The following is a 13,479-nucleotide window of genomic DNA, read 5'->3' as shown; positions in this document are numbered from 1 at the left end:
GTGAGTCTTCAATACAGATGAAACCACTTCATTTGGATCGACGGACCTGATCTTCGTCGCCAACTCGATCTGCCTTTCCAACTTTTGTAGTAATGATTTTAGCGTGGAGTAGCTACTTCTCGATTGTTTTAATGTGATCTGTTTGGTATGGTGCGTGAAGCCGAAGTTATAGAACTGTTGCTCGTTCTTCAACCTATTTCTAATTACATCGATAAACTCCACTAATTTACTGGGGGGTGTATTTTGTAAACTTGCATTATAAAACTCTAAAGGATAGTATGATGCAACATCTATATTATGCGCCTGGCGTTGAACTTCATTCGGTATAATGATCGGTTGTATCAAAAGGGGCGCATCCATCAACCCCCCTATCTGGGCGGGAAGGTAATCACGTGAGAAGTTTATTAACACATCGAGTAAGAGGATTATCGAGTCCTGATCGCCATCACAATCCCTCCTCTTTGCAGAGTGCCAGTAAGGATGGGCAAAGCATACTTGGGCGTTGGTAAAGCCGATGATTCTACCCACTATGCCAGCCGAAGTGTGTGGAGCAAGGCCTAAGATCAGATGTCCTATAAGATCTTCCTTAGAGCGCACATTATAGTAGGGTGGTTCGCCGTAAAAGTGAACGAGAAGGTCATCGATAAACTTTGCTACATTCACCAGATATTCTCCAGCCTCTACTGGTAGGATAACATCTTGAGTGTAAATTTCAAGGAGTTGGTCTTCAGATACCAATGGTTTACCATTTACATCTTTCTCATAACCGAGTTCACGGAGCTTCTCTACTGGAGTACCGATCTGGTAAGGGTAAAAGTGTGTAAGTGGTGCATTGGTGACATCAAACCTTACGGTACCGTCTTTATAAACGGATAGACCATACTTGTGACGGAAGAGCCCCTTCTCTAAAGGTTCTGGGATGCGAGTGGGGTTTGTTAGACCTTGAACACCTTTTAAGGGAGGGGTTGGTTGATATTTAACACGATTGATCGCCATTTCTAAATTCTGCTTCAATGGGAAATCGATCGATGAGTAAGGTTGGCCAACTACTTTGCAGAAAGGGCAAAGCTCACCGATTACGGTTCTACCACATGAAGCACACTTTTTCTCTATATGCACATCGCTCCCACAACGAAAGCATTTTGCCGATGTACAACGTGAACCACAGTTATTACATACTAAATTTATCAGATCTATACTTATATGACCTCGTCTGGCAGCCTGCATTATATCACGTTTAGGTCCTCCATTTAAACCTACAGGAAATAGAACGTGAACGGGAGGTTTCATCCTCCTCGGCATAGCTTTCTCAGGCCTACCGACACGAATGCCCACAAATACCGATACCTTTCTTTGAATAGGTATACCAGAAAGGGATGAAAGCATTTCTAAAACATTCTTCCACCCAGGGAGTATGGAGAGATCGCTACCTAGCTTTAAAATCTTCATCAACACATACGCTGATTCGCCACTTACCTTTATCATATCCTTATCGATTTGATGGGGTACACCTAGCTTCTCAAGAATCTCTTTAAAGTTACTCTGATCGCGCAAGGCAAGTGTGCAGGTATGTAACTCAGAGGACACCACGGTTAGATTTTGCCTTAATATGAGAACCTCTTGAGGAGATAAGACATCCCAATAGAATAAGTATTTAGGATGTAATGGTACGCCCAAAACCTCACTCAATAAGAAAGCTTCTGAAACGTTAGGCTTGACTGTAAGTGGATGATGAATGAAGTCCTTTAGGCGCGAACTCTCTATCCCTACATTATCGGCACAACGCTCGATCGATTGAAACTTCTTCTCTATGCAAGATTTTAAATCTTGACACCACCATTCCTCTACATAAGGTGAAGGGACTAAGGCAATATTATTTTCAAGAAAATCACCAAAACTCACCAAAACATCGCCCAAATAGAGAACCTTCTCAACTCTGTCACGAATTTTCTCAGCCTCTTCCACACTTTCAACCTTTACTACTGAGCGATCCTTTAATCTCACTATCGGTGTGTCGATCGTATCTACAAAGGCTATCGTGGCAGCCTTACCTGGAATATCCGTCTTTACCTGGGTACCTGCTACGATGGGATAATCGAGCAGTACTGGAACTACTGGATGAATGCCTATCGTGGCCAAACCTGTATTATAACAACGGCCATACCTCAATCTGAAACCGCCCAACTTACCAGGGGTTGAAAGAACAGGCCTGCCTGAGATCACTTCAGCGAAGTGGGAACCTTCCTTGCGCATTTCGTCTGAAATCTGTTTCGCACTCTCCAATTCACTTAGCCATTCCCAATCACGAATGGATAGGTCTCTTGTAAGTTGGACCAACTTTCTTGATCGGCCGATGATACCATCGTTCAATACCCTTAGCGCTCCACCACGCACACGATCGGTTTCGATCCTCTTCAATCCTCTATGGACAACGACCTCAACAGGGTCTGTTTCGACACCATTGATCTCCACTGGTAAGTGGTGTAAAGCGAACTCTAAGTCTTTATCAGAGACTTTGTATTGAAAGTTCCCCACTTCACGCTCATATATCCTCAACTCTTCGATAAACCTTCCAACTTCATCCAGAGTGGGGCGATAATTATCGATGCCAAAGATCTTTCTTAAGTGATCGGCGATGACTAGAGTAAATGCAGCCTCGGTTCCACCAGCTGAACGGATCGGCCCTGCAAAGTAGATCGCTAAATGGCTTGTGCCATCGTCATTCTTCTTTATCCTGATCGATGATATACCTTGTAAAGGTGCAACCGTGACACCATCCGTCACGACTGCCAATCCAGCACGAATGGCCTGATTTAGAGCATCTTCCGCAGATAAGAAACCAAATTTACCCAATGCGATCTCTTCTGCTATAATCAACGCTACACGCTCGGTTCGAAACTTACTCAACAATTCTCTCAATCTATTTGAGATGGGCAATTTTAAGAGATGTTCGACTCTATCCGGCAGATCTAAAGCGATCTCTGCATCAATGCTTAATGAAGGGTCGAGCCCTTTACCTCTAGCCTTCGTAGCGATACTTTGGAGAGTTTCTAAACTCTTCAATAAATTATGGTAATAAGTACGGTAGTGGGTAGGTAAAGGCACATTTAATTGATTTATATCATGGACGTGTGGTGATGTCACATAACATCACGACACAAAATCCTGATCACAAGCATGTTTATTTGCACTTTCTGATACTTTTTACAATTTCCTTAAGTGTAGATTCGAAACCCTCTTCTTCGAGCAACGTTCCTAAGACGATGATATCTGCCCCTGCTTTGGCCACTTCTACAGCATCTTCTACACGTTTGATCCCTCCACCAGCGATGATAACACCATTAAAAACCTTTCGAACGGCTGAAACTACAGATGGTGATATATGTGACGTCACACCAGAGCCAGCCTCCAAATATACGAACCTCATACCCATGTACTGAGCTGCTAATGCGTACATAGCTGCTAAATTTGGTTTAGATGGTGGAATTCCCCTCGCTCTACCGATGAAACCGATCGCACCCCCATCACCTATTACAACGTAGCCCATAGGTATCGCTTCGAGGCCATACTTCTTAACCAATAAGGCACCGAGAGCTTGTGCTTGGCTGATAAAGTAAGGGTTATCAGAATTTAAAAGTGAGCTGAATAGTATAGCATCGGCTTTTGGAGAGACCGTGAGCGGGTTTCCAGGGAAGAGAATTACAGGGAGCTTTACCGACATCTTTACTGCCTCGATGACCGAGTTTAATTCGAGTTGATCGGCAGCCGTTGATCCGCCTATCAATATACCTGAAACACCACACTTTTCAGCCGAATTTGCTATCGTTCCAGCCTTCTTGGGTGGTAGATCTTCAAAGTCTAACAGGGCTAGGCAGATCGTTCCGTACTCACTGATCTCTCTTCTCAACCTCTCTTCCACAGGGCCTATATTCAAAGACTCACCTTCCCTGAAAGGTAGTTATCGACAAATTCATTGTATACATCTATAGGTTCCTTTTTGGATGATAAAGTATACTCTACGCTTAAGCCACAACTTCCACACGCGATCGTAGCCAATCCCTTATTCTTCACCTTCACTTTAATCGATACCATACCACAGCGAGGGCAACTGAATACTTTAGGTAAAGTTCGTTTTACAACTCTAATTACACGCCGCCTTCTCCTTCCCATAAAGACCGTAACAAAGAATAGGAGGGACTTAAATAAATCAATTTACATTAAAATATTCTAATAAAATGAGGGAAGATTCAAAATCATTGAAACAATGATTTCAGTTTATATAAAAATTTGCAGTAAGCGTTATAAGGAAAAATTATACAAAAATGTATAATGATGTTGAAATCGATACTCGATAACGATCCTATTGCGAAATTTCTATTCGAGAGGTCAGCATTAACCTACTCACAACTGGACACGTACCTTATCGATTCGATGAGTGACATGAGATTGGAAGAGAAGATTATGTTAAGAGATGGTAAAAGAGTGAGTAAGGGTTCATTCTTAAGAACTCTAAAACAAGCACAGATGAATGTTAGGAAAGCATTCTATACATTGATACTTATGGAGTACTTGAAGATTTTAGAGAGTGGTACAACTTCAGGCCTAATTGAAGTGGGAAAGACTTTAGATCGAGTAAAGGAAAGTTCACCAACATTTGAGCACATAAAAAGAGTTTTAGAGGTCATTGATGTGACATTAAATCGATTATCAACACCAATATCACGAAGAAGAGATATCACATGATATTTAACGAAAAGTTATTATAATGACGCAACATAATCACATAATGTCACATGAGCATCACCGATTTGATCCCATTGATGATCTTAAGTATGATCGTAATGATCAATATATTAACCTTAGCCTATTATTTACCAAGGATTAGAGAGATTGTCTCAGAGAAGAAGGAAGCATCAGAAATCTTAAAGGATATGTTAACTGAACTTCATAATAGACTCGATGCTCAGGAACGTAAAATAGCAGATCAGGAGATCAAGATAGATTTAATTGAAGTAAAGGTTAATCGCTTTATGAAAAGTAGTGAATATGTGAAGCCTAGTGAATCTATATCACAAGATTCAGAAATTAAAGAGATTGTTAAAGAGATCAAACAACGATTAGAAAGTTTAGAGAGGCCCGTCACTGTTGCATCACAACCTAAATCACATCATAGAGAGAGGGAAGAGCTCACACCGACGGAAAATGAAATTTTAAAACTTTTAGAAGGTGGGGCGATGACATCCCAACAGATTCGAATGAAGATAGGTAAATCTAGAGAGCATACGACAAGGCTGATGAAAAAGTTATTTGAAAAGGGATATGTTCGAAGGATCGAGGATAAAAAGCCGTACCTATATGAGCTTGTAAAATAACATTAAACATCAGGTAGCTTTCAATCTAACCCGCCTGTATACCCAACCGATCGAAGTCCTTTCTCGGTGTAAGAGCCCTTTCTCCGATAGACGTGAAAGGTATGTAGAAATGGTACTGAGTTTTATAGGTTGATTAAATTCATCTTCATAAGCTTCGCGAAGATCTGTAGATGTGAATGAGCCCAAAGGAAATTTCTTCTCTAAAAGGTGAAAGATTCTAGTGAATAACGTATCACGTGAAGGTATCTCGACTGGCTCATGCTCAGTCCCACCGAGTAAATCTACGAGATCCATGACCTTTAACACTTTTTCACGGGATAGTGAACCCTCTATTGAGATTTTATACTTCCCACCCTCACCATCCTCGAACTCGATCTTTATACGTCGGCGCAAGATTCCTACCGAAGAGTAGGATAAGGAGTATGATAAGTAGTAATGTTGTAAATTTGTGAACAATAGGTCAAAGGTGAATGACAAAGAATGAGATTTGTCTGGTGTTCACAGCCGTTCACACTCCATTGGTAAATTATAATTTAAAAAGACGTTCACCCGTGCTCCAGTGGAAATAAAGGGGTCTGGATTTGACGTTTGATAAATAAAAATAAGGGAAAAATTGCTCCAGTGGAAATAAAGGGGTCAGAATTACGTTCAGGTATTTTTAAGTTCACAGCCGTTCACAAATAAGATAATATTTGATGGAATCAAGCCCCTGCCCCTTAACTTCCAATGGAAATAAACCAATTTAACCACCAACCATTTCTTTACCAAATTTCAACAAAAAAGTCAATTAAAATTTATTTTAAAAATTATCTTTCTAACTCTCGATTCAAGAACGGGAGAAGGCTTTAACATAAGATAATTCTTCTTAAAAGGGAATTCATAATGCTACCGATCGCCAATGGTGATTCATTCCAGTGGAAAAGGTCGTGGGGGGTTGATTTATATAAACGTAGTCATTACGGTGATGTGTCTTGAAAGAGCAGATAATTCAAACATTGGTACAGATCGCTAAGAGTAAGGGTGTAAAATATGATTTAAACGTCCCAACACTCTCTTCTCATGATTATAACCGATTTAAAGGAAGCGTTCCTACTATAGACTTCGTAGTTTATAATAGAGAAGGAAAGGTCCTGGCCTGTTTTGAAATCACCACCACCTTTTCCAAGAATTGGATGGAGCCTAAAGATTTGAGGCAGAGAAAGTTCAAACTCATTGAGAGGCTTTGTTACCTGGTATTTAAGGCTCATATGCTTAACCCTCAGGTGGTTGTGATCATCCTCCCATTCAAGACACCCGCACTCTCATTCTGGGCAGAACGTCTTTCCCACTCATTAAATGTTAAGGTCTCACTCATCACACCTGCAGAACTGCAAAATTATGCAACACTAATCAACAAGGTTGGATGAGTATGGAAAGTTCATCATCCAAAGATATACTCGATGAAATCTTCTCAAAGGCTATCATGGGTAGAACATTATTCAAAAATCCAGAAGCTCTACGTAGTGACTACGTACCCGATAAACTCCTGTTTAGAGAAAGACAGATAACCTCTGTTGCCGAAGTATTGGCACCAATTCTTCACGGTTCACGTTGTTCCAACCTCTTTTTGTATGGGAAGACAGGTACTGGTAAGACGGCTGTATCTAAGTACGTTTTGAAGAGGTTAGAGGAGAAGGCTTTGAGCATAGGTGTTCCAGTCAAATTCTCCTACTGTAATACCCGTATCTTAGGTACCGAATATAGAGTTTTGAGTGAAATCGCCCGTAGCATACAATTGGAGATCCCTTTCACGGGCTTAGCTTTGGGAGAAGTATTCGAACGCATACTCAAAAGAATCGATAACTCTAAGCTGGGTGTTGTAATCGTACTCGATGAAATCGATTTTTTGGTGAAGAACTTCGGAGATAACTTACTCTATGAGTTTACTCGTGCCAATGAGAGGCTCGAACACGGCTTTATAACTATAGTAGGTATATCTAACGATTTAAAATTTAAAGAGTTCTTGGATCCTAGGGTCTTGAGTAGCTTAAGTGAAGAGGAGGTCGTCTTCCCTCCTTATACAGCTGAAGAACTTAAAGCTATACTTCAGGATAGAGCCGAAGTAGCCTTCTTTAAAGATGCGATCAGCACTACCGCGATCAATCTATGTGCTGCCTTGGCTGCATCGGAGCATGGTGACGCTCGAAGGGCGCTGGATCTTCTTAGAGTTGCAGGAGAAGTGGCAGAGCGTGAAGGAGCGTCATGTGTTGAAGAAAAGCATGTGAGGATCGCGGTTCAGAAGATCGAACAGGATAGGGTCGTGGAAGTTTTAAGATCACTACCTCTACACGATAAGTTAGTCCTATTAGCTGTAGCAGTATCAGGGCCAGCAAATTCTACTGGTGAGGTTTATCAACGATACCTCGCCCTATGCCGTAAAATCGACCTAGAACCACTAACCCAACGCCGTGTTAGTGGTCTGTTGAGCGGTTTAGATGTATTGGGTTTAGTATCGGCAGCTACCGTAAGTCGTGGGAGGTATGGGAGAACAAAGAAGATCTCTTTACTGATCCCTAATCAGTTGATTAGAGATGTCTTTCAAGAGGATCCTACAGTAAATGCATTGATTTAACCTGGAAAAGTAAAATAATCTTGTTTTGTGAAATCCTTCATCAGCATATCCAATGTGGCCAGATTGACTACGGGGAGTAAACCGGGCGTCGGTGTAACTCCCATATTCGCCTGATACTTTGTCTGCGCTTGCCATGCGCCAGAATTGACGATTAAAGTGTTTTTGTATCTATCTATATCTACCGTATGCACATGGCCAGCGTGGAATATATCTGGAACTTCTTCGATGACAAGATAATCTTCCTTCTCTAAAGCTATCGGTGTTCTACCGCCGTAGAGAGGTGCTAAATGCCTCGCCTTTAAAAGGATCTTCATGGCGGAAGCGGGTTTCGAGAAGGTGAGGTTTGGTGTCGTTGCAACTATATCGTCTAAACTCCTACCGTGGTAAATCAGTATATTAACCCCATGTAAGCGGATCTGCGAAGGATTTCCTAGCATCGTGATATTCTCTTGTTGATAGAGAGGTTCCGCATACTTTCTCGGTATCGCTGGTTGGGGCAATGCCTGTCTCGTTGGATCATGATTACCAGGTATAATGAATATTTGAATATTCTTCGGTATTTTACTTAACAATTGAGCTGCCCTTCTGTACTGCTGATAAATATTAAGTTCTTCCAAATCATCCTCCTGATTTGGATATACACCGACACCATCGACAACGTCCCCGCCCAAAATCAGATACTTAATCCTCCCTGCAATGTAATCCTCCTTACAATACTGAGTGAGCCAAAGGATGAACCTTTCAAAAGCCTCGTAGAGAAACATCTTACTTCCAATGTGGAGGTCTGACATGAGTATCACATATACGACCTTCTTCGATAGATTCGGTGGCCGATCGGGTATATCGGGAGAGTATATGGATTTTGCGAATAAAACTCCCTTCTCTGTCGAATCCACATCTACCACTACAAATTGATCAAGAACGATACTCATCGCCTGCTTTATCACAGAAGGATCCTTCACCAGTATTGTAGCCTTTCCACTTTTATCATCGATCGTTAACTCTATATGAGTTCTTTTAATCTTCCTCTCCAATACTAAACCTGCAACTTTATACGATGCTCCATCACCTTTATTTATCGATTCGATCCTTCGAATTTGATGTGAATCGGGCCTCTTCTTCACTATCGAATAGAGCTTGTTAAATCTACTTTCAAAGAGCCTCTGTAACCCTTCTAATTCTTCGAGGGGAGGCGAAACCTTTTCACTTATATCCTTTACGATCTCGATCTCCGGTTCGACTTCCTCTACTCTAACCCCTCCACACTCCCTTAAGTATTCTGGTAACATTTCTTCAAAATCCTTCTTTAATAATAGCAGTTGCTGGTCTCCAACCTTCTTCTTAGCCTCTATAACCTTCGTTACCAGATCTACGAGGCTTACCCTCTCTTTAACCGTCTCTAAAAGCATCAATGCATCCGGGTGTATTTGATAACCATTTGAGAGGGCTTCATTTATAGCTTCTACAATCTGGTTTGACATCGACCGATTAATTATAATCATAAGGGTGGTAAAATATCTTTATCAATTTCAGATAGGGTCTTTTATTCTAAAGGAGATTTTACAGTGTTGCTAAAGCATCATTAGGTTTAATCCTTGAAGTCTTTAATACACAACCTTACAAAATCTTAATATAGGGATAAATGTTAAATTGAGGGGTTAAAGCATTTACACTATATGATAGGGAAATCGTTATGAGTGTAGAGATTAAGTTAACCAAGACCCCTAAGTTACGAAGGCCATATTTGGTGTGCGGATTACCGGGTAGTGGTTATGTAGGAAAGCTGGCCGTTGACCATCTGATAAGGGAGTTGAAGGCGGAATTATTCGCCGAAGTCTATTCTTACTACTTCCCGCCACAAGTGTTAATTAAACCGGACGGTTCGATCGACTTAATCAAGAATGAACTGTACTTTTGGGTCAATCCGATAGATTCAACAGACCTGATCCTCTATACTGGAGATTCACAACCGATCTCGAGCGAAGGCGATTACGAACTGGCCGATAAAGTCCTTTCTCTAGTCAAAAGTTTTGGTACCGATACAGTATTCACATTCGGTGCTTACATTACAGGTAGTTTCACACTTCGTCCAAAGGTTTACGTGACGGCCACAAGTGCTGAGTTATTGAAGATCCTCGAAGGTCAAGATGTAACGATTACAAATGAAGGGACGATCACGGGCATGAATGGGCTAATACTCGGCCTTGCCAAATTACGTGGTATGAAGGGCCTATGCTTATTAGGTGAGACCTCAGGATATATAATAGATGCGAGGGCATCGAAGACGATTCTAGAGGTCTTTACGAGAATTTTAAAGTTAAATGTTGATATGACGGCCTTAGAAGAAAGGGCGAAAGAAATGGAGGCCATCATTCACTCATTCGAAGAGAAACGATACAAACCTCAGGAAAGGATCGATGATAAGTCCCGCTTAGGTTATATTAGTTGATAGGCTATAATGTAGATTCAAACTCTCTTTTTGAACTCCTCAATGGCTGTATCTAATATTCTTTTAGCTATTTCAAATTTTGATGCACGTGGTAAATGAATAACCTCCCCTTCCTTTTTAATAATGTATACTTCATTATCTTCCTCACCGAAACCCACGCCCGGTCTCCCCACGTCATTTACAACGACCATATCCGCCTGAGCTTCATTCAACAATCTTCTACCCCTCTCGATCAATTCTTTCTCATCTATCTTATACTCCGCTTTGAAGGCTACGAGGAATATGTCGGGTTGAATCTTTTTAACTACGTTTATCACCTTTGGCGTAGTCTTCAACTCGATCTTCAAACTTTCAATAGAGCGAGTTTCCAACTTATTCTCAAACCTTTCTCTAACTGTAAAATCTGATGGAGCTGCAGCAGCGATGAATAACTCGTACTTTGAGGTCTTTAATTCTGAGATTACTGCATCGAGTAAATCTTGAGTACTCTCGACCCTCTTTAATTTTACATTACGTGGCGGAGTTACCGTCCCTGGACCGTAAATGAGACTCACCTGTGCACCCCTTCTTAACGCTTCTTCTGTCAATGCAATACCCATCCTACCAGAGCTTCGATTCGTTATTACGCGAACGGGATCGATATATTCACGAGTAGGTCCCGCTGTAACCAAGACCCTTAAACCCTCCATATCTTTTTCACATAACTGATCGAGTACAGCCTTCACGATTTCTTCTACCGATGCCATCTTCGCCCTCTTCTCCTCGATAAGAGGTTCTACAAATTTTACACCGAGCTGCTTTAACCGTTCAATATTGCTCCTTACCACGGGATTTCTATACATACTCTCATGCATGGCGGGAGCGATGATGATCGGTATGCCCGATCCTATACCACAAGATACTACGGTGGTCACTGGTGTATCATCAATCCCTGAAGCGATCTTACTTATGGTGTTGGCTGTACAAGGGGCGATAAGTATCAGATCTACTTTACCTTCCCAATCGCCAGCGATACGAATATGTTCCATCTTCCCAGTCAATTCGGTTACTACAGGATTTCCAGTCGCCCATTCTAACAGATTCGGGTGTACCAATCGTTGAGCGGCGGGTGTCATTATAGTAAATACATCACCACCATGCCTCATCAGTTCTCTTGCTAACTCAACACTATTCATCACAGCCGCACTTCCAGTTACACATAAAGCGATGCGCTTACCTCTTAACCTATTACTCTTTTTACCGACGATGTCCTTCGACGGATCATCGACCATCGATCTTACACCCTACAACATAAGTTATCCTAAAAGAGATTATTAAAGGTAAAGAAGGGAAAAGTAGGGGAGGATTGCAGTCAAATATGTGAATATCAAGGGTATGAAATTCAAGAATTTCATGGTTAGATTCTAGATACGCTTCATTTAGATGAAGCCGATCATTCATGAAGTTTTTATAAAAGGTTTACATCTAATCTTTATGTTGAGATTTAAACTCACTTACGAATTTATACTCCCGTTCACCTTTTTATTCGGGATTTTATTAGCCCATACCATCCCTTACAAACTTAGCATTCTTACCGATATCGCATGGTTCTTCGCAAATTTTTTCTTCCTCTTTGCACCGATATTCATATTCGTAATTCTTTCCTCCTCGCTCTTAAGTAGAGGTTCGATAGAGCAGGGTAAGCTCGCCAATTACACGATGGGTCTATTCTTCATCCTCTGCCTCATCACATCTTTAACATCTGCCACCATTCTCTCTACGGTTATGTATGAGGGTTATAGTGGTGAAATAAAAGGTTTGGGCTCGATGGAGCATTTACGTGGGATCATCATCAACGGTTTGTTGAAGCCCATACCCTTATCGATATTCATGAGCATTATCGTATCATTTACAATTGCGAAAAGATTCATCTTCATAAGATCAGCGATCATGCTCCTCAACGAGTTTATATTGAAATTAATTAGACAATTGATAAAGGTATTACCAATAATCTCAATATCCTTCGGCGCTACCTTCTATTACAACCTAAAGATGGCATCATTCATAGCTTACATAGAAGCGCTCCTAATAACTTTCGGCCTTCACATTCTATATATTTTGATGATGATCTTACTATTGCTATTGTACAAATTCGACCTTAAAAGGTTATTCGCATACACGGTAAAGACCTTGATCACGGGTATATCTGTACCCGCATCTTACATCTTACTTCCGATGCACCTTAAAATCTTCAGCGACCACTTCTCTATAGATAGGTCTTTGAGAGATTTTATCATCACTTCAGGTGCAGCGCTGAATAGGCTCGGTAGTATAACGGGAGTGATCGTAAGTATCTACATCTCCGCACTATACCTCAATCTCTCTATAAATCCTATTCAATTCATCATCTTAGCTCCATTTTTAGCGATCGCGGGCTTTGCATCTCCTGGCATAATGGGCGGAACCATACTTGTAACCATGCCTATCATCATCGATATATTGGGTATATCGGACACGATCACCTTCAGCCTAACATCTATTGCTCTCTTTAATGGTGTATCCCTTATAACGGCGGGGACGAATGCAGTAACGACTGGGTACACAACCCTGATCGTGCACAATCTAATTTTTAAGAGAAACATAACTACTAACCATTGAGAAACACTTCAGCTCTTACCTGACACTTATCCATTCTACTACAGTCAGTAGCGTAACATGAGATTTATGTTATTCCTCTAAATCAAAAAGAAGAGGGGTTTTGATAGTATACAGTACTCTAAGTAATAATCTACGCTCTTTATGATGTTATATCGCTATGATGTGCTCTTTTCCCACCACTTCGGCCCTTCAAAGATTCTACTTATTATTGTAGAGTAAGCGGTATCGCCAGTTGCGTTAATACTCGTTCTCAATGCATCTAATATCGGATCTATCGCTACTATGAGCGCTATGCCCTCTAACGGTAAACCTGCAGCGGCGAGTACCATGGCGAGCATGATCAAACCACCACCAGGTATTGCTGCGGTTGCTACAGATCCCAGCATGGCCATAGTAATGATGAGTGGGTA

At 41.2% G+C, this 13,479-nt stretch carries 13 protein-coding genes; 6 read left to right on the top strand and 7 right to left on the bottom strand.

Annotated features, from left to right (window positions below; translation table 11 throughout):
- The 3 genes from polC to NZ896_05020 form a co-directional block, all read right to left on the bottom strand.
- On the bottom strand, window positions 1–3,105 hold a 3,105-nt coding region (gene polC, locus NZ896_05030; GenBank protein ID MCS7116818.1), incomplete at its 3' end, for a DNA polymerase II large subunit.
- Between the two features lie 76 nt (window positions 3,106–3,181).
- The gene (locus tag NZ896_05025) at window positions 3,182–3,934 is read right to left on the bottom strand and encodes a geranylgeranylglyceryl/heptaprenylglyceryl phosphate synthase (protein ID MCS7116817.1); all 753 of its coding nucleotides are present in this window, start codon (window positions 3,932–3,934) and stop codon (window positions 3,182–3,184) included.
- Window positions 3,931–4,170, bottom strand: coding sequence for a hypothetical protein (locus NZ896_05020; protein ID MCS7116816.1), 240 nt, complete (start codon window positions 4,168–4,170; stop codon window positions 3,931–3,933). The genes NZ896_05025 and NZ896_05020 overlap by 4 nt, the downstream gene beginning before the upstream one ends.
- A gap of 165 nt (window positions 4,171–4,335) precedes the next feature.
- Here NZ896_05020 and NZ896_05015 point away from each other — a divergent pair, with 165 nt between their 5' ends.
- The gene (locus NZ896_05015; protein MCS7116815.1) at window positions 4,336–4,743 is read left to right on the top strand and encodes a hypothetical protein; all 408 of its coding nucleotides are present in this window, start codon (window positions 4,336–4,338) and stop codon (window positions 4,741–4,743) included.
- A 50-nt stretch (window positions 4,744–4,793) separates the two neighbouring features.
- Window positions 4,794–5,372, top strand: coding sequence for a MarR family transcriptional regulator (locus tag NZ896_05010; GenBank protein MCS7116814.1), 579 nt, complete (start codon window positions 4,794–4,796; stop codon window positions 5,370–5,372).
- A 9-nt stretch (window positions 5,373–5,381) separates the two neighbouring features.
- Here the strand turns inward: NZ896_05010 and NZ896_05005 are convergent, their stop codons facing one another.
- Entirely contained in the window at window positions 5,382–5,765 is a 384-nt protein-coding gene (locus NZ896_05005) for a BlaI/MecI/CopY family transcriptional regulator (GenBank protein ID MCS7116813.1), read from the bottom strand.
- 578 nt (window positions 5,766–6,343) lie between these two features.
- Between NZ896_05005 and NZ896_05000 the strand changes: the two genes are divergently transcribed.
- Window positions 6,344–6,778: a hypothetical protein gene (locus NZ896_05000; GenBank protein ID MCS7116812.1), complete on the top strand. Its 435-nt coding sequence runs from the start codon at window positions 6,344–6,346 to the stop codon at window positions 6,776–6,778.
- Between the two features lie 2 nt (window positions 6,779–6,780).
- Window positions 6,781–7,983 carry an orc1/cdc6 family replication initiation protein gene (locus tag NZ896_04995; protein ID MCS7116811.1) on the top strand — a complete coding sequence of 401 codons (1,203 nt, stop codon included), beginning with the start codon at window positions 6,781–6,783 and terminating at the stop codon, window positions 7,981–7,983.
- On the opposite strand, the gene NZ896_04990 is transcribed toward NZ896_04995, so the two are convergent.
- Window positions 7,980–9,464 carry a DNA-directed DNA polymerase II small subunit gene (locus NZ896_04990; GenBank protein MCS7116810.1) on the bottom strand — a complete coding sequence of 495 codons (1,485 nt, stop codon included), beginning with the start codon at window positions 9,462–9,464 and terminating at the stop codon, window positions 7,980–7,982. The genes NZ896_04995 and NZ896_04990 overlap by 4 nt on opposite strands.
- Window positions 9,465–9,676: 212 nt before the next feature.
- On the opposite strand from NZ896_04990, the gene NZ896_04985 reads away from it, so the two are divergent.
- On the top strand, window positions 9,677–10,432 hold the full coding sequence (locus NZ896_04985) for a proteasome assembly chaperone family protein (GenBank protein MCS7116809.1): 756 nt from the start codon (window positions 9,677–9,679) through the stop codon (window positions 10,430–10,432).
- A gap of 17 nt (window positions 10,433–10,449) precedes the next feature.
- On the opposite strand, the gene coaBC is transcribed toward NZ896_04985, so the two are convergent.
- Complete coding sequence (gene coaBC, locus NZ896_04980; protein MCS7116808.1) at window positions 10,450–11,703, bottom strand: bifunctional phosphopantothenoylcysteine decarboxylase/phosphopantothenate--cysteine ligase CoaBC; 1,254 nt, start codon at window positions 11,701–11,703, stop codon at window positions 10,450–10,452.
- A gap of 202 nt (window positions 11,704–11,905) precedes the next feature.
- Between coaBC and NZ896_04975 the strand changes: the two genes are divergently transcribed.
- Window positions 11,906–13,069: a cation:dicarboxylase symporter family transporter gene (locus tag NZ896_04975; GenBank protein MCS7116807.1), complete on the top strand. Its 1,164-nt coding sequence runs from the start codon at window positions 11,906–11,908 to the stop codon at window positions 13,067–13,069.
- Window positions 13,070–13,224: 155 nt separating this feature from the next.
- On the opposite strand, the gene NZ896_04970 is transcribed toward NZ896_04975, so the two are convergent.
- Window positions 13,225–13,479: dicarboxylate/amino acid:cation symporter (locus NZ896_04970; protein ID MCS7116806.1), on the bottom strand; the 255-nt coding region annotated here is incomplete at its 5' end.

It is taken from the genome of Nitrososphaerales archaeon, assembly GCA_025058425.1.
GTDB lineage: Archaea > Thermoproteota > Nitrososphaeria > Nitrososphaerales > JANXEG01 > JANXEG01.
Note: the sequence above shows the minus strand (reverse complement) of the source record. Positions and strands in the feature narration are given on the sequence as shown.